Raw genomic sequence first — 15,207 nt, 5'->3', positions numbered from 1 at the left:
AAGCTACACCTCCACATCATACGGTTCATAATCTTTCCTAAGCGGATACCCTATCCAATCATCAGGCATTAAAATACGTGATAAATTCGGATGTCCCTTAAATACAATGCCGAGCAAATCATACGCTTCTCGCTCTGGCCAGTCCGCTCCTTTCCAAAGCGCTGCAACCGACTCTACTTCTGGTGCTTCCCTATCCAACTTCACCTTCACCGCTACTGACTGTTTCTTTCCATATGAAAATAAATGAACATATACTTCCATATGTGTCACAAAATCCGTCGCATGTAGCTCTGACATATAATCAAAAGCAAGTCCTTCATGGAATCGCAGTAATTCCATCACTTCATAATATTTTGCGGGATCCACAACAAGAGTTGGCACGTCTTTTGAAAGTTTATTAATGTAGGAATCTACTAATGCATCCTCTCCTTTTTCCCCCTTAATAAATTCAACATACTGATTTAAATACGGCTGATTCACGGATGGCTCTTCCTGCTTCGGCTCCTCTTCTGCTTTACCTTCAGCGCCCCTTGTCTTCGCCCTTGCTGCCGCTGCCGCTTTTGCCTTCGCTGCTGCAATTGCCTTCGCCTTTTCATCTCCTGAATCCTCATTACCTTGCGAGGCCTTCTGCTTCGCTAAAGCCGCCGCTTTTGCCTTTGCTGCCGCCACGGCCTTCGCTTTCACTTTGGTCTTTTCCTCTTCCGTTACTTCTTCTGTTCCTTCTCTTTTTTGCTTTGCTAATGCTGCCGCTTTTGCTTTTGCCGCGGCGGCTGCCTTCGCCTTCGCTTTGGCCTTTTCTTCTTCCGTTACCTCTTCTGTTCCTTCTCTTTTTTGCTTTGCTAATGCAGCCGCTTTTGCTTTCGCGGCTGCGGCTGCACGTCGTTTTACTTCTTCCACAGTCATACCATCATTTTTTGGTAGCGCTTTCTCTTTTTCTCGATTTTCTTCCTCAAGTTTACTTATTTCCGCATCATGTTTCGCAACGAGACGCTTTCTCGCCTCTTCTTTCGCATGCCTAGCCGCTTCTCTTTTCAAATCCTCTAGGTCTTTATTTGGATTACTCATTTATTCGTCACCTGCTTTCCTGTCTTTGCCTCGTAACGAATTTTTTCTTTCAATTTATTAATTCCATAAATTAAAGCAGCAGGATTGGGTGGACAACCAGGAATATACACATCCACTGGTACAATTTGATCCACACCTTTCACAACAGCGTACGAATTTACATATGGGCCACCTGCTGTCGCACAAGATCCCATTGCAATAACCCATTTTGGTTCGGGCATTTGATCGTATAAACGCCGAACAATAGGAGCCATCTTCTTCGTTACTGTTCCCGACACAATCATAACGTCCGATTGCCTTGGCGATGTCCGAAAAAATGACCCAAATCGATCTAAATCGTAATGTGATGAACCTACTCCCATCATTTCAATTGCACAGCATGCCAGTCCGAATGTCATCGGCCATAAAGAATTGCTTCGTGCCCATCCTTTTAACTGCTCCAATGTAGAAAAAAAGATATTTCGTTCTAATTCCGCCCGCTCATTTGGATGTAATTCCTCAAAATTTATAACCATTGTAACACCTTCTTTTTCCAAGCATACGCTAATCCAACTAGCAACATTACAACAAAGATGAGCATTTCAATCAGTGCAAATAAACCGAGCTTGTCATATGCAACAGCCCATGGATATAAAAATAAAGTTTCTACATCAAAGATGACAAACAATAAAGCAAAAATATAATAACGAGCATGAAACCGAATATTTGCATCATGAAAAGGCTCAATCCCACTCTCATACGTCGTCGCTTTCGCTGCACTTGGTTTGTTTGGACGCAGCATCTTTCCTAATGTAAGAGCCACTACCGGCAGCAATATACCTAATAGCAAGAAAATCAAAACGATCATATAACTATTTTCATATACACTTGCCATTGTGAAACCCTCCCCCCTGAATTAAGAACAAGTTCACTTAGTAAACAATATGTCCTAGCTGCAGTAATTATTATTTTTAAATTTTTCTAAATAATGCAACTATTTTAATCATTATAGCAAACTTCAAATTCCTATGTCGATATATTGGGGACCGAAACGAGAATTATTAAAATCTATTTTTATAACTCGCTATACCTGTGTAAAATAAGTATAGAAATTATATATATGTTTCAAGAAACAATAAAAAATAAAAAGAGGAATTTATATGTATATACCGTGGGTGAGATAAATGAAAAAACAAACACATGTAAGTATTCTTATAAGCATTATATTGTTATCTATAGCGATTCATTACGTGGCAATGCCTTTTCTATATGAATACTCATTTCCTTTTCAAATATTAATTGGAATGAGTACCTTATTCATTGATATTATCGCTTGTAGTTATATACTTTATTTTTCAAATAGGAAAGAAGGGTTACCGCGTTTATTTTGGACCATTTTATCTGTTGGAACTCTCTCTTATTTCATTGGTGATATGGTCGTTGCCTATCAACGTTTAATTTTAAAGGACTATTATACATTCGTTGATCCGTCCGATTTTTTTTACTTACTTTTTTTAATTACCTTTGCATTTGCGTTTCTATATGAAATCATCTATAACCGTGATTTATTAGAAAAGCTTTTTATGCTATGTGATATTTGTATTATTGTTACAGCACAATTCACTTTAAGTTACTACTTACTTATTGAACGCACCATTCACGTTTCTTCAACATCCTATATCGACATATTTGTTCAACTTACCTATCCAATGGCCGATTTGCTCTTTCTTCTCATAGGAATCAATCTGTTATTCAAGCCATTATCCTTATTATCCAAAAAAGTTGGTGCGCTTCTTGGCAGTGCTTTAATTTTATATGCTACTACAGATGCGATTTATGCTTATATCAAATACTTCATACCCGAGTATTCTATGTTTACAGTTACTCCTCTCTATCAAGTAACTTTAGTACTAGTAGCAATCGCCTGTATTCTGCATACAAAAGAACCCGAAAGACAAGAGCAAGTACTATTAACACCTAAACTTGGGGAATCGATCAGATTGTCATTACCTTATATTTCTGTAGTAATGCTTATTGTTTTTATACTAGTTGAATATGTTTTTGCACCTATTGTAGTAATCGGGCTTATAATAACTTTCTCCTTCGTTCTCATACGCCATAGTTTAGTTCGAAAACAAAATAAAATATTATTACTAGCTCAAATGCAATTCAACTCAGAACTCGAAAAACAAATTGAACTACGTACAGAAGATTTAGTAGAACAAAAAAATGAACTATATCATAACCAACAGATGTTTAAATCTTTATACGAGCACCATCCAGATCCAATTTTCACATTAGACTTGTACGGTAATTTTCTCAACGTGAACAACGCTGGTACTACTTTACTCGGTTATCAAACGAATGAATTATTAAAGCAACCATACTATTCACTTACGTATGAAGAAGATTTGGAAGAAATCATTAATGCCTTTCATCGAGTAAAAAAAGGGAAATCTATTTCTTTAGAAGTACGGGCATATCATAAGAATAGGGATATTTACTACTTGCATGTTACAGCAGTTCCTATCTTTTTAAAGGATCATATTTCTGGTGTTTATTTAATGATTAAAGATATTACGGAAAGCAAACAACAACAAGAACAAATTAATTTTCTAGCATATCATGATACTTTAACAGAGCTTGCAAATCGCCGTGCATTTCATCAATATGTAGAACAAGCAATTGCTCGATCCGAAATATCAAAAAGGCCTTTTGCTGTTATGTTTCTCGACCTAGACCGCTTTAAGGTTATTAATGATACCCTCGGTCATAGGGTAGGAGACCTTCTATTAATTGCTGTAGCAAAAAGACTAGAAAGACTATCGACACCAAATATGAAGCTCGCCCGGCTAGCCGGGGATGAGTTCACAATCCTTATCGAAAATTATACAAAAAGACCCGATGTGAAAAAAATAGCTGATACGATTGTAGCAGCCATGAACGAACCATTCGAAATTGAAAGTCAACATTTACAAATCTCACCGAGCATCGGGATTGCAATATATCCTGAAGCAGGTGAAGATCCATTATCCATTTTACAGCATGCTGATATGGCCATGTACGAAGCAAAAAATAAAGGAAAAAATGGTAGCTCCCTATACACGAAAGAATTGTATAAAAAAATGGAACGAAAAGCTCGAATTGAAAAAGATTTACCACTCGCTTTAGTAAACGAAGAGTTTTATCTCGTCTATCAACCACAAATTGATATTACGACGAAAAAGATTATTGGTGCTGAAGCATTACTACGCTGGAAACACCCACTCCTAGGTGACATTCCGCCATGTGAGTTCATTCCAATTGTAGAAGAGACGCCACAAGTCGTTCCGCTCGGTCATTGGGTATTAAAAGAATCTTGTCGCCAGTTAAAAATATGGCATACTTTCGGCTACACAGATTTAAAAATAAGTGTGAACTTATCCGCAAAAGAGTTTCAGCAAGAGAATTTAATCAACAACATTTCACAAATACTAACAGACATTAAAGTCGATCCAAGGCATGTAACACTTGAGCTAACAGAACGAATTGCAATGATTGATGAAAAAGAAACATTATCAAGACTAAAACAATTAAAGGAATATGGTATTCAAACGTCCATTGATGACTTCGGTACCGGCTATTCTTCTCTCGCTTATTTATCAATTTTCCCTATTGATACGTTAAAAGTACCGAGAGAATTTACACAACTAGCCGATCATCGGCCTGAGGAAAGAGCTATCGTTTCCACTATCCTTTCCCTTGCAAATACTTTAAACCTCTCTGTCGTTGCTGAAGGAATTGAAACAGAAAAACAACTTAAGTTTCTACAAAAGAACAACTGTAAATATATGCAAGGTTACTATTTCAGTAAACCACTTACTAGTCATCAATTTATAAAATTTCTACAAAAAACACCCAGTATGAACCAATAGCTCATACTGGGTGTTTTTATAGTGTCGGAATTGTTTTCTCGTAATACTCCTCTGCAATTTCTTCATAAAAAGCTGCTGACGTCGTATAAAAATATGGAATTAGCCATAGGAATCCAATCCCTAACGTAATACAACTTAATATAAACCAACCAATAAAGCTTAAACATAAAATGAAATACTCCATCTTATGTCCATTCATCATACGACGACTTTCTGTAATAGCTTGATTTATGGAATACTCAGGATGATCATTTATTATAAAGTACGTCATCGCATAAGAAAATGATTTAATAATGCCTGGAATAATAAATAATAAAAACCATAAGAAAATATAAATGTTCACTACTATATATAATAAAAATGACTTTATAAACTTACTTCCTTCTGTAAACCATCTGAATATATGCCCAATACTCGCTTCTTTTTCACGAATGATATGTAGTGCTAAATGATAACCACCTAGCGTTAATGGACCTACCATCAATATTGTAATAGCGTCTACTGAAAGTGAGTTATTTACTTCTTTCCAATCCCAAAATTGAAAGAAAATGAAATCAATACTAAAACTAAAAGCTGAAATAAGAATCGAAATCAGTAATGTTGCCCCGACAGCTAATCCCCATTTCCCTTCTAATGAATCTAGCGCTTCTCCTTTTAAATCACTAATCATATTGTTCCTCCTATACGTAATAACTCTATTAGTATAGCATGTTCCTACTACAATTCATCTTTTGAAAGATAGCGATAAAAATGCGCTGTCGTTGTACTCATATACGGACTAAGCCAAAGAAATCCTATTCCGAGTGTAAGAATCGCTAAGATTGCCCAACCTATAAAACTCAGCCACAACAGAAATAAATCTAATTTGTGCCCCTTCATAAGATGCTTACTTTCTTTCATTGCTCGTGACACACTATACTCTGGATTTTCAATCATTACATAGTACGTCATCGCATAAGAAAAATACATCACAATCATAACAACGATTGAAATAGCTAATAGTAAAAAGAAAGCGATAGTAAACGACGTATTTCCTTCTTCACCAAAAAATGCGAATAAGGCTACTAGCAACATTGGAATCCATGTACCTGTATATAACAAAATCGCAAGCATTGCCCACATCGTTTTCATCATTCTTTTAAAGCCACGAAACCCTTCGAATAAGTGATCTACTTTAGCACCTTCTCGTTTACTCATCTGTAAAAATACATTTGTATAACCGTATGATGTAATTCCATACGATGCGTTACTCAAAATTATTATGATGCAATAAAAAATACCATATGTAATACCTGCTCCAATTGATATTGTTTCCTTTTCAAGTGAGCCTGTTAAACCAGCAAATAGTAAAAATATAATAACTCCTGGAATTAAAAGTATAAGCATTGCAGCCATCGAAACAACATAACTTAAAATAAAATATAAAATCGTTGATCCAACACCTAGTCCCCATTTTCCCTTTAAAGAGTGCAACGCTTCTCGTTTCATTTCACCGATCATTTATTCATCCCCTTTATAAATTGTTGTACATTCTCTACTTATACAAGCATCAATATAATTATACCATTTTTGTAAAATTATCCATGAACTACACAAAAAAATCCGTAAAGGCAAAGCCTTTACGGATTTTTTATTTCATATCGGAAACGTTTAAACGGTTCACAGCACGTTGTAATGCCATTTCTGCACGTCTAAAGTCAACATGTGCTTGTTTATCTTGCATACGTTGCTCAGCGCGACGCTTCGCTTCATTTGCACGATGGATATCGATATGGTTTGCTTCTTCAGCAGATGATGATAATACAGTTACTTTATCTGGACGAACTTCGATAAAGCCACCGCTTACTGCTACATAATCAGTGTGTCCACCATGTTTCAGACGAACTGCACTAATTTTTAATGGTGCAACAGTTGGAATGTGACCTGGTAAGATCCCCATTTCCCCACTCTCTGCTTTTACGCTTACCATTTCTACTTCTTTTTCGTAAACCGGTCCATCAGGAGTTACAATACTGACTGGAAATGTCTTCATAATTCGTCCCTCCTAAGGCCTTACGCCATCATTTTCTTCGCGTTTTCAATAACTTCTTCAATACCACCTACAAGACGGAATGCATCTTCTGGAAGGTCATCATATTTTCCTTCTAGAATTTCTTTAAATCCGCTAACTGTATTTTTTACAGGTACGTAAGAACCTTTTTGACCTGTAAACTGCTCAGCTACGTGGAAGTTTTGAGATAAGAAGAATTGAATACGACGAGCACGATGTACAACTAACTTATCTTCTTCAGATAACTCATCCATACCTAAGATAGCGATGATATCTTGAAGCTCTTTATAACGCTGTAAAGTTTGCTGTACTTGACGAGCTACTTCATAATGCTCTTCTCCTACGATTTCTGGAGAAAGTGCACGAGATGTAGATGCTAATGGATCTACGGCTGGGTAAATACCCATTTGTGTTAAACGACGCTCTAAGTTTGTTGTTGCATCTAAGTGAGCGAACGTTGTAGCTGGTGCTGGATCCGTATAGTCATCGGCTGGTACATATACCGCTTGGATAGACGTGATAGACCCTTTATTTGTAGATGTAATACGCTCTTGTAATTGACCCATTTCTGTTGCAAGTGTCGGTTGGTAACCTACCGCAGATGGCATACGACCAAGAAGGGCAGATACTTCAGAACCTGCTTGCGTGAAACGGAAGATGTTATCGATGAACAATAGTACGTCTTGTCCTTGCTCATCACGGAAATGTTCAGCCATTGTTAAACCTGTTAATGCAACACGTTGACGTGCTCCAGGTGGCTCATTCATTTGTCCGAATACCATCGCAGTTTTCTTAATTACGCCAGAATCGCTCATTTCGTGGTATAAATCGTTACCCTCACGAGTACGCTCACCTACACCAGCGAATACAGAGATACCACCGTGTTCTTGTGCGATGTTGTTAATTAATTCCTGAATTAGTACAGTTTTACCTACACCGGCACCACCGAATAGACCGATCTTACCACCCTTAATGTAAGGAGCAAGTAAGTCTACTACTTTAATACCAGTTTCAAGAATTTCTACTTTAGTAGATAATTCTTCGAATGCAGGTGCTTGACGGTGAATTGGATCACGACGTACATCGGCAGGAACCTCACCATCTAAGTCAATTGCATCACCTAATACGTTAAATACGCGACCAAGTGTTGCATCACCAACTGGTACAGAGATTGCTTTACCAGTATCTTCTACTTCTGTACCACGAACAAGTCCGTCTGTGGAAGACATTGCAACTGTACGAACTGTATCATCACCTAAATGAAGTGCAACTTCAAATGTTAAGTTAATGCTTGTTCCGTTTTCGTTGCTTTGTTTTACCGTAAGGGCGTTGTAGATTTCTGGTAGCTTTCCGCCATCAAACTTAACGTCTACAACCGGACCCATGATTTGCGTAACGCGCCCTTTATTCATCGGGTTCCCTCCTAGCTTTCTTTTAATTAGCCAACTTGCTACGAGCAGTTAGCTTTTAATTTTTTATTGGTTTATAGCTTACGCGACTCTTTTGAAAGAGCCGCCTACGCTTTTTATTGAATCTAGCTCTGGTGGCTAGAATGTTCGGTGGCTTCGCTTTTTCCTGCGAGGCACAAATCGCCTCTACGTCAAAAGCTCCATCCCCCTCTCATTCTGAACGAACCGCCTACGCTTTTTATTACTACTCTAACGCTGCTGCTCCACCAACGATTTCCGTAATTTCTTGCGTAATCGCTGCCTGACGCGCACGGTTGAATGAAAGTGTAAGTGAATCGATAACTTCCATTGCGTTGTCTGTAGCACTCTTCATTGCTGTCATACGCGCTGCGTGTTCACTTGCTTTACCGTCTAGTAATGCACCGTACACTAAGCTTTCTGCGTATTGTGGCAATAGTACTTTTAAAATTTCTTCTTCAGAAGGTTCGAATTCATAAGCTGTCGTCGGTTTGTCAGACGCCACATCAGTAAGCGGTAAAATTTTATTTTCCGTTACTTCTTGTGAAATTTTACTTACGTAATGGTTGTAGTAAATATACAGCTCATCATAAGCACCATCTGCAAACATCGCAATTGCTCGAGAAGCAAGATCTTTAATATCAGTAAATGATGGGTGGTCAGATAGTCCAACTACTTCATCAATGATATTAAAGCCGCGACGTTTTAAATAATCACGTCCTAGTCGGCCAAGCACAATAATTGAATATTGGTTTGAATCCATATTATGACGTTCACGAATTACGTTACTTACTGTACGTAATACGTTACTGTTATAACCACCTGCTAGTCCGCGATCAGATGTAATAACGATGTACCCTGTACGCTTTACAGGACGCGCATTTAGCATCGGATGATTAATTCCTTTACTTCCTTGCGCAATGCTCGCTACTACTTCTTGAATCTTTTCCATATACGGAACGAAAGATTTAGCATTTTGCTCTGCACGGTTTAACTTAGATGCAGATACCATCTCCATCGCTTTCGTAATTTGACTCGTTTTCTTTGTCGAGTTAATCTTCGCTTTTATATCGCGTAAAGATGCCACAGGTTTTCACCACCTTTTTTCCGGAAGTTGGCACGATTAGTAAGAATTCTCTTCCTAATCTACGTTGCAAGATATTCTTGCTCATGATTGAAGGAAAAGAATAGGTGCACCTACTCTTTTCCTTTACATAACCGTCAGCAATCTCAAAACTTGAGATGCCTTTTATATATTATCTAGCTCCAGTGGCTTGAACGAGCCTCTGGAGCTTTTATTCATTACTCAGAAGCTACGAATACTTTTTTAAATCCATTAATAGCTGCTGCAAATTTGTCGTCATCCGCAAGTTTCTTAGTTGTGCGGATTTCTTCTAATAAGTCAGTCGCATTAGAATCTAACCAAGCATGGAATTCTTCTTCGAAACGAGTGATATCTACTACTGGGATATCATCTAGGAATCCACGTGTTAAAGCGTAAAGAATGATAACTTGTTTCTCTACACGTAATGGTTTGTGTAATCCTTGTTTTAATACCTCAACAGTACGAGCACCACGGTTTAGTTTCGCTTGAGTTGCTTTATCAAGGTCAGAACCGAACTGAGCGAACGCTTCTAACTCACGGTAAGATGCAAGGTCAAGACGAAGTGTACCTGATACTTTACTCATTGCTTTAATCTGAGCAGATCCACCTACACGAGATACAGAAGTACCCGCATCGATCGCTGGACGTACGCCAGAGAAGAATAGGTCAGATTGTAAGAAGATTTGTCCATCCGTAATAGAAATTACGTTTGTTGGGATGTAAGCTGATACGTCCCCTGCTTGTGTTTCGATGAAAGGTAGTGCAGTTAAAGAACCGCCGCCTCTTGCATCACTTAATTTTGCTGCACGCTCTAATAAGCGAGAATGTAAGTAGAATACATCCCCTGGATATGCTTCACGACCTGGAGGACGACGTAATAGTAATGAAAGCTCACGGTAAGCCGCTGCTTGTTTTGATAAGTCATCATATACTACTAATACGTGTTTACCATTGTACATGAACTCTTCACCCATTGTTACACCAGCATAAGCAGCTAAGTATAATAATGGAGCTGGTTGAGAAGCTGATGCAGTTACAACGATTGTGTAATCTAATGCACCGTGCTTACGTAGTGTTTCTACTACGTTACGTACAGTTGATTCTTTTTGTCCGATAGCTACATAGATACAAATCATATCTTCATCTTTTTGGTTAATGATTGTATCAAGTGCAACTGCTGTTTTACCTGTTTGACGGTCACCAATGATTAACTCACGTTGACCACGGCCAATTGGTACAAGAGCATCGATCGCTTTAATACCTGTTTGAAGTGGCTCATGAACAGATTTACGATCCATTACACCTGGTGCTGGACTTTCGATTGGACGAGTGTTTGTTGTATTGATTGGGCCTAAACCATCAACTGGTTGACCTAATGGGTTTACAACACGACCGATTAGTTCTTTTCCTACTGGTACTTGCATGATGCGACCAGTACGACGAACTTCGTCACCTTCACGAATTTCTGTGTAAGGTCCTAAAATAATGATACCTACGTTGTTTTCCTCTAAGTTTTGTGCTAGTCCCATAACGCCGTTAGAGAACTCTACAAGTTCACCAGCCATAACGTTATCAAGACCATGAGCACGCGCAATACCGTCACCAACTTGGATAACTGTACCAACATCACTAACTTCGATTTCAGACTGATAGTTCTCGATTTGTTGCTTTATCAGTGCGCTAATTTCTTCAGCTCTGATGCTCATGTGCTTCACCCCTATCTATTCTTCATTAATTCACGCTGAATACGTGCTAATTTTCCTTGTAAGCTTCCGTCGTAAATGCGATTTCCAATACGTACTTTAATGCCGCCTAGTAAATCTTCATCTACAACATTTTTTACGCGAATTGCATCTTTTCCCGTTCTCTTTGCAAATGCTTCTGCAATGTTAAGCTTCTCTTCTTCTGATAGAAGACGAGTAGAATATACAGTTGCGTCGGCTACGTTACGTTCTTCATTAGCAAGAACAACATATTCATCTGCAATTTCAGGTAAGATATCAATGCGTTTGTTATCAATTAAAATATATAACGTATTTAAAATAGATTCAGAAACAGATCCGAATACGTTCGCAAGAAACGTTTTCTTCTGCTCTTTTGAAATGTTCGGTTGCGTTAAAAAGCTATGTAGTTCTCCGTTCTTTACATAAACGTTTTGTACAAGGCGTAATTCCTCTTCAAACATTTCTAATACGTGTTTTTCTTTTGCAATTTTAAAAAGAGCGACAGCATAACGTTTTGCTACAATCCCATTGCTCATCGCGCTTCTCCTACTTCTTTAATATAATCGCGAATTAACTTAACTTGATCTTCTTCTTTTAACTCTTTTTCAATTACTTTAGAAGCAATTTGAACAGATAAAGAAGCGACTTGTTCTTGTAAAGCAGCAATCGCTTGCTCTTTTTCGCGTTGAATTTCTTGTACAGCAGATGCTTTAATTGATTCTGCTTCTTCTTTCGCAGCAGCAACAATAACATCTTTTTGATCTACAGCTTGTTTTTTCGCTCTTTCGATTAACTCTTGTGCTTCAACACGCGATTGTTTTAACATTTCACGTTGTTCTTCTACTAATTTCTTCGCTTCAGCGTTACTTCTTTCTGCAGCGTCGATTTCATTAGTAACATGCTCTTCACGTTCTTTCATAATTCCCATTAAAGGGCCCCACGCGAATTTGCGTAGCATTACTAATAGAAGTAAGAAAATGAACAATGTATAAGCAATCGTTCCAAATGGAATGGAAGCCCCTAATAATAAAGTTGGCACAAGGATTCACTCCCTTCAAAATATCTAAATTGATCATATGAAAAAAAAAGACATACGTTTCGTTCATAAAGCAATGGCGAAGAAAGTTCGGAAAAACACTCTTCGCCATCTATGTAAGGGGAGTCTCCCTTATTTGTTCATTACGATGAATGCAATAACTACACCGATGATTGGAAGTGCCTCAACTAAAGCAACCCCGATGAACATAATTGTTTGAAGCGCGCCTTTTAATTCTGGTTGACGAGCAACACCTTCGATTGTACGTGATACGATAAGACCGTTACCAATACCTGCACCTAATGCTGATAAACCAATTGCAATTGCAGCTGCGATTACACCTAAACTCATTTAATTTGTCCTCCTTTGTATTATAAAAAAATAAATTTTTTCTTACTTAAATTATATTAATGGTCATGGCTTACTTTATGAGCCATATAAACCATCGTTAACATAACGAAAATAAATGACTGGATTGATCCAACGAATACACTGAATCCCATCCATGCTAACATTGGTACAAGCGCACCTAATGCTCCAAGGAATGATGCCCCACCTAACTTAGCAAGTAATCCTAATAAGATCTCACCTGCATAAATGTTACCGAATAAACGAAGACCTAACGTTAATGTGTTAGCAAACTCCTCAATAACCTTTAATGGGAATAAGAATTTCATAGGTTGGAAATAACCTTTTACGTATTCTTTCGTACCCTTCATCTTAATTCCATAATAATGGGTGAGGGTAACTACCATCACGGCTAATGTTAATGTAACTGCTGGATCAGACGTTGGTGATCTCCACCATGCAATATGTTCGCCAGCCTCAACTGTTGAATACATGAATGGTAAACCAAGGAAGTTCGATACGATGATAAACATGATAAGCGTAACGCCAAGCGTTAAGAAACGTCCACCTGTTTTCCAGTCCATCGTACTATTGATAATCCCTTTCACGAAGTCAAACACCCATTCCATGAAGTTTTGCATCCCGGTTGGGCGAAGGGCTAAACTGCGAGTTCCGATAACAGCGATTAAGAAAACTATAACTGCTGCTACAGTAACCATCATAACTGATGACAAATCGAACGTTAAACCTAGAAATTTAACTAATTTACCGTGTTCCACTAGTAATTCACCTCTCTTCCCTGCTCTTATACTCTAAATAAAGAAAATCTATGATCATGACAAGGTATCCTGTCAGCAATCCTACACCTAGGCCCCACATCGCGATTAACTCTTGATATTTGGCTGCAAATAAAATTAATAATCCAATCGTGGCGAATCTCGAATATGTACTTACCGCTGTCGCCTTAAACTTCACGTTTTCTCCATTTGTTACGCGATCCAACAGCTTGTCTGTTCTACGTGCAATGATGCGCAAACTAAGAAAACTGAAAATCGTTCCGATAATCAGCCCAAGAAATACATCCTTGTAAGAGGTGAATCCCCATCCTAGCACTAGAAGCGCAAGCAAGTAGTACATATATTTCTTTTGTCTTTGGACAAGTCCATGTACGTCTATCATCATTGCTCTCCCGAATAGTAATGTCGAATGAGTCGAATCATTGCGTATATCCCTGTTCCTAATCCGAGTAATAACCCTATAATAAGAAACAATGGAAACGTTCCAACCTTACTATCAATCCACTGCCCACCAAAGATTCCAATAAGAATAGAACCGACTAACTGAGCAAGAATACCTGACATTAAAGCATAAGCTTTTATATGGCTGCGATCGTTTTTTTGCAAGGATTCATCCCTCCAATATGTAACCCTCATTCACGATGTGTTAATAATAACTCATTTTTTTGCATAAATCCTATACAAATTAAAAAGTTTACATTTTCGTCACGGAATAGATGTATTTTTGTCACTGAAAGCCCTACCATCTATCCCCGTTGTTAGCATACAATAGGGTATTAACAGTGTCAACGAGAAATCGTAAAAAATCAAAAAATTTGAGTATTAGTCATTTCCTCCCAAAAATGAAAACGTTCCCCTTCTAAATACTGGTTAGAGATATGCAATTTCTAGCAGTTTTCTCATTATAATAGAAGGAAATGTTCACAAGTTTGTCACTATTATATTTTTACAATATAACGCTTTCCTTCCATAATATAGTGCTCTTTAGACGTAAAACTTCTATATTATATGTGGTGTGTATTCAACTTATGTTGTATATACTATGTATATTTATCCCCCCTCCCCTACCTCATCAGAGTACAAAAAAACGAGAGGGGAATCCCCTCTCGTCAGTTGTCTTACTTCGTTCCGAATAAACGGTCACCAGCATCACCAAGACCTGGTACTACATATCCGTGATCATTTAATTTCTCATCTAATGCTGCTACATAAATATCAACATCAGGATGTTCTTCTTGTACTACTTTTACTCCTTCTGGAGCTGCAACGATACACATTAATTTAATTTGTTTTGCACCGCGCTTTTTCAGAGAGTTAATTGCTTCAGCTGCAGAACCACCTGTTGCTAGCATCGGATCTAGTACGATAAAGTCACGTTCTTCTACATCCGTTGGAAGTTTCACATAGTATTCTACCGGTTGTAATGTTTTAGGGTCACGGTATAAACCAACGTGTCCTACTTTTGCTGCTGGAATTAATTTCAGAATTCCATCAACCATTCCTAAGCCTGCACGTAAAATCGGAATTAAACCAAGCTTTTTACCAGCGATCACTTTTGTTGTCGCTTTGCTTACAGGTGTTTCAATTTCAATGTCTTTAAGTGGAAGATCGCGAGTAATTTCGAAAGCCATTAAACTTGCTACTTCGTCCACTAATTCACGAAAATCTTTCGTACCTGTATTCTTATCGCGAATATATGTAATCTTATGTTGAATTAACGGGTGATCAAATACATACAGTTTTCCCATGTGAATCTCTCCTT

Annotated in this window: 18 protein-coding genes; 1 reads left to right on the top strand and 17 read right to left on the bottom strand. The window is 37.9% G+C overall.

The annotated features are described in order from the left end of the window. Window positions 1–3: 3 nt before the first annotated feature. Genes JDS99_RS17935 through nuoA form a run of 3 tightly spaced genes read right to left on the bottom strand, consistent with a single transcriptional unit; the run spans window position 4 to window position 1,939 of the window. Window positions 4–1,065 (bottom strand): NADH-quinone oxidoreductase subunit C, encoded by a 1,062-nt coding sequence (locus tag JDS99_RS17935; RefSeq protein WP_199695446.1) that lies wholly within the window; start codon window positions 1,063–1,065, stop codon window positions 4–6. Further along, a complete protein-coding gene (gene nuoB, locus JDS99_RS17930; RefSeq protein WP_000236331.1) occupies window positions 1,062–1,580 on the bottom strand; it encodes an NADH-quinone oxidoreductase subunit NuoB in 519 nt (172 codons plus the stop codon). The genes JDS99_RS17935 and nuoB overlap by 4 nt, the downstream gene beginning before the upstream one ends. Beyond that, entirely contained in the window at window positions 1,571–1,939 is a 369-nt protein-coding gene (gene nuoA / locus JDS99_RS17925) for an NADH-quinone oxidoreductase subunit NuoA (RefSeq protein WP_000179270.1), read from the bottom strand. Before nuoA ends, nuoB begins: the two co-directional genes overlap by 10 nt. A gap of 289 nt (window positions 1,940–2,228) precedes the next feature. Between nuoA and JDS99_RS17920 the strand changes: the two genes are divergently transcribed. Continuing rightward, window positions 2,229–4,958 carry a putative bifunctional diguanylate cyclase/phosphodiesterase gene (locus JDS99_RS17920; protein ID WP_199695445.1) on the top strand — a complete coding sequence of 910 codons (2,730 nt, stop codon included), beginning with the start codon at window positions 2,229–2,231 and terminating at the stop codon, window positions 4,956–4,958. A 16-nt stretch (window positions 4,959–4,974) separates the two neighbouring features. Here JDS99_RS17920 and JDS99_RS17915 read toward each other — a convergent pair whose 3' ends face one another. From JDS99_RS17915 to upp, 14 genes are all read right to left on the bottom strand, one after another. After that, on the bottom strand, window positions 4,975–5,628 hold the full coding sequence (locus tag JDS99_RS17915) for a DUF975 family protein (RefSeq protein WP_098857512.1): 654 nt from the start codon (window positions 5,626–5,628) through the stop codon (window positions 4,975–4,977). A gap of 47 nt (window positions 5,629–5,675) precedes the next feature. Beyond that, window positions 5,676–6,458, bottom strand: coding sequence for a DUF975 family protein (locus JDS99_RS17910; protein WP_199695444.1), 783 nt, complete (start codon window positions 6,456–6,458; stop codon window positions 5,676–5,678). A 130-nt stretch (window positions 6,459–6,588) separates the two neighbouring features. Continuing rightward, window positions 6,589–6,990, bottom strand: a complete 402-nt coding sequence (gene atpC, locus JDS99_RS17905) for a F0F1 ATP synthase subunit epsilon (RefSeq protein ID WP_000847206.1) — start codon at window positions 6,988–6,990, stop codon at window positions 6,589–6,591. A gap of 20 nt (window positions 6,991–7,010) precedes the next feature. Next, a complete protein-coding gene (gene atpD, locus JDS99_RS17900; RefSeq protein WP_001032603.1) occupies window positions 7,011–8,420 on the bottom strand; it encodes a F0F1 ATP synthase subunit beta in 1,410 nt (469 codons plus the stop codon). 241 nt (window positions 8,421–8,661) lie between these two features. Beyond that, on the bottom strand, window positions 8,662–9,522 hold the full coding sequence (atpG, locus tag JDS99_RS17895) for a F0F1 ATP synthase subunit gamma (protein WP_000157696.1): 861 nt from the start codon (window positions 9,520–9,522) through the stop codon (window positions 8,662–8,664). Window positions 9,523–9,737: 215 nt separating this feature from the next. Then, window positions 9,738–11,246: a F0F1 ATP synthase subunit alpha gene (gene atpA / locus JDS99_RS17890; protein WP_000027511.1), complete on the bottom strand. Its 1,509-nt coding sequence runs from the start codon at window positions 11,244–11,246 to the stop codon at window positions 9,738–9,740. Between the two features lie 11 nt (window positions 11,247–11,257). Continuing rightward, window positions 11,258–11,800 carry a F0F1 ATP synthase subunit delta gene (gene atpH / locus JDS99_RS17885; RefSeq protein WP_000064683.1) on the bottom strand — a complete coding sequence of 181 codons (543 nt, stop codon included), beginning with the start codon at window positions 11,798–11,800 and terminating at the stop codon, window positions 11,258–11,260. Further along, entirely contained in the window at window positions 11,797–12,303 is a 507-nt protein-coding gene (atpF, locus tag JDS99_RS17880; RefSeq protein ID WP_001142625.1) for a F0F1 ATP synthase subunit B, read from the bottom strand. The genes atpH and atpF overlap by 4 nt, the downstream gene beginning before the upstream one ends. 129 nt (window positions 12,304–12,432) lie before the next feature. Beyond that, a complete protein-coding gene (atpE, locus tag JDS99_RS17875) occupies window positions 12,433–12,651 on the bottom strand; it encodes a F0F1 ATP synthase subunit C (RefSeq protein ID WP_000052064.1) in 219 nt (72 codons plus the stop codon). Window positions 12,652–12,707: 56 nt separating this feature from the next. Continuing rightward, the gene (atpB, locus tag JDS99_RS17870; RefSeq protein ID WP_048542682.1) at window positions 12,708–13,427 is read right to left on the bottom strand and encodes a F0F1 ATP synthase subunit A; all 720 of its coding nucleotides are present in this window, start codon (window positions 13,425–13,427) and stop codon (window positions 12,708–12,710) included. Between the two features lie 7 nt (window positions 13,428–13,434). After that, a complete protein-coding gene (locus tag JDS99_RS17865) occupies window positions 13,435–13,827 on the bottom strand; it encodes an ATP synthase subunit I (RefSeq protein ID WP_000567600.1) in 393 nt (130 codons plus the stop codon). Next, window positions 13,827–14,051 carry an AtpZ/AtpI family protein gene (locus JDS99_RS17860; protein WP_001171220.1) on the bottom strand — a complete coding sequence of 75 codons (225 nt, stop codon included), beginning with the start codon at window positions 14,049–14,051 and terminating at the stop codon, window positions 13,827–13,829. The genes JDS99_RS17865 and JDS99_RS17860 overlap by 1 nt, the downstream gene beginning before the upstream one ends. Window positions 14,052–14,077: 26 nt before the next feature. Further along, window positions 14,078–14,191, bottom strand: a complete 114-nt coding sequence (locus JDS99_RS17855; protein WP_048542683.1) for a DUF4024 domain-containing protein — start codon at window positions 14,189–14,191, stop codon at window positions 14,078–14,080. 372 nt (window positions 14,192–14,563) lie between these two features. Then, on the bottom strand, window positions 14,564–15,193 hold the full coding sequence (upp, locus tag JDS99_RS17850; RefSeq protein ID WP_000517539.1) for a uracil phosphoribosyltransferase: 630 nt from the start codon (window positions 15,191–15,193) through the stop codon (window positions 14,564–14,566). Window positions 15,194–15,207 lie beyond the last annotated feature (14 nt).

The organism is Bacillus cereus group sp. N6 (genome assembly GCF_016483705.1).
Lineage (GTDB): Bacteria > Bacillota > Bacilli > Bacillales > Bacillaceae_G > Bacillus_A > Bacillus_A wiedmannii.
Note: the sequence above shows the minus strand (reverse complement) of the source record. Positions and strands in the feature narration are given on the sequence as shown.

Excerpts from the sequence above, each read along its gene's own strand:
- JDS99_RS17935 (WP_199695446.1), bottom strand. The coding sequence starts at position 1,065 with ATGAGTAATCCAAATAAAGACCTAGAGGATTTGAAAAGAGAAGCGGCT.
- JDS99_RS17855 (WP_048542683.1), bottom strand. The coding sequence starts at position 14,191 with ATGGTAGGGCTTTCAGTGACAAAAATACATCTATTCCGTGACGAAAAT.
- atpC (WP_000847206.1), bottom strand. The coding sequence starts at position 6,990 with ATGAAGACATTTCCAGTCAGTATTGTAACTCCTGATGGACCGGTTTAC.
- JDS99_RS17910 (WP_199695444.1), bottom strand. The coding sequence starts at position 6,458 with ATGATCGGTGAAATGAAACGAGAAGCGTTGCACTCTTTAAAGGGAAAA.
- atpD (WP_001032603.1), bottom strand. The coding sequence starts at position 8,420 with ATGAATAAAGGGCGCGTTACGCAAATCATGGGTCCGGTTGTAGACGTT.
- nuoA (WP_000179270.1), bottom strand. The coding sequence starts at position 1,939 with ATGGCAAGTGTATATGAAAATAGTTATATGATCGTTTTGATTTTCTTG.
- atpE (WP_000052064.1), bottom strand. The coding sequence starts at position 12,651 with ATGAGTTTAGGTGTAATCGCAGCTGCAATTGCAATTGGTTTATCAGCA.
- upp (WP_000517539.1), bottom strand. The coding sequence starts at position 15,193 with ATGGGAAAACTGTATGTATTTGATCACCCGTTAATTCAACATAAGATT.
- nuoB (WP_000236331.1), bottom strand. The coding sequence starts at position 1,580 with ATGGTTATAAATTTTGAGGAATTACATCCAAATGAGCGGGCGGAATTA.
- atpA (WP_000027511.1), bottom strand. The coding sequence starts at position 11,246 with ATGAGCATCAGAGCTGAAGAAATTAGCGCACTGATAAAGCAACAAATC.
- JDS99_RS17920 (WP_199695445.1), top strand. The coding sequence starts at position 2,229 with ATGAAAAAACAAACACATGTAAGTATTCTTATAAGCATTATATTGTTA.
- JDS99_RS17915 (WP_098857512.1), bottom strand. The coding sequence starts at position 5,628 with ATGATTAGTGATTTAAAAGGAGAAGCGCTAGATTCATTAGAAGGGAAA.
- atpH (WP_000064683.1), bottom strand. The coding sequence starts at position 11,800 with ATGAGCAATGGGATTGTAGCAAAACGTTATGCTGTCGCTCTTTTTAAA.
- JDS99_RS17865 (WP_000567600.1), bottom strand. The coding sequence starts at position 13,827 with ATGATAGACGTACATGGACTTGTCCAAAGACAAAAGAAATATATGTAC.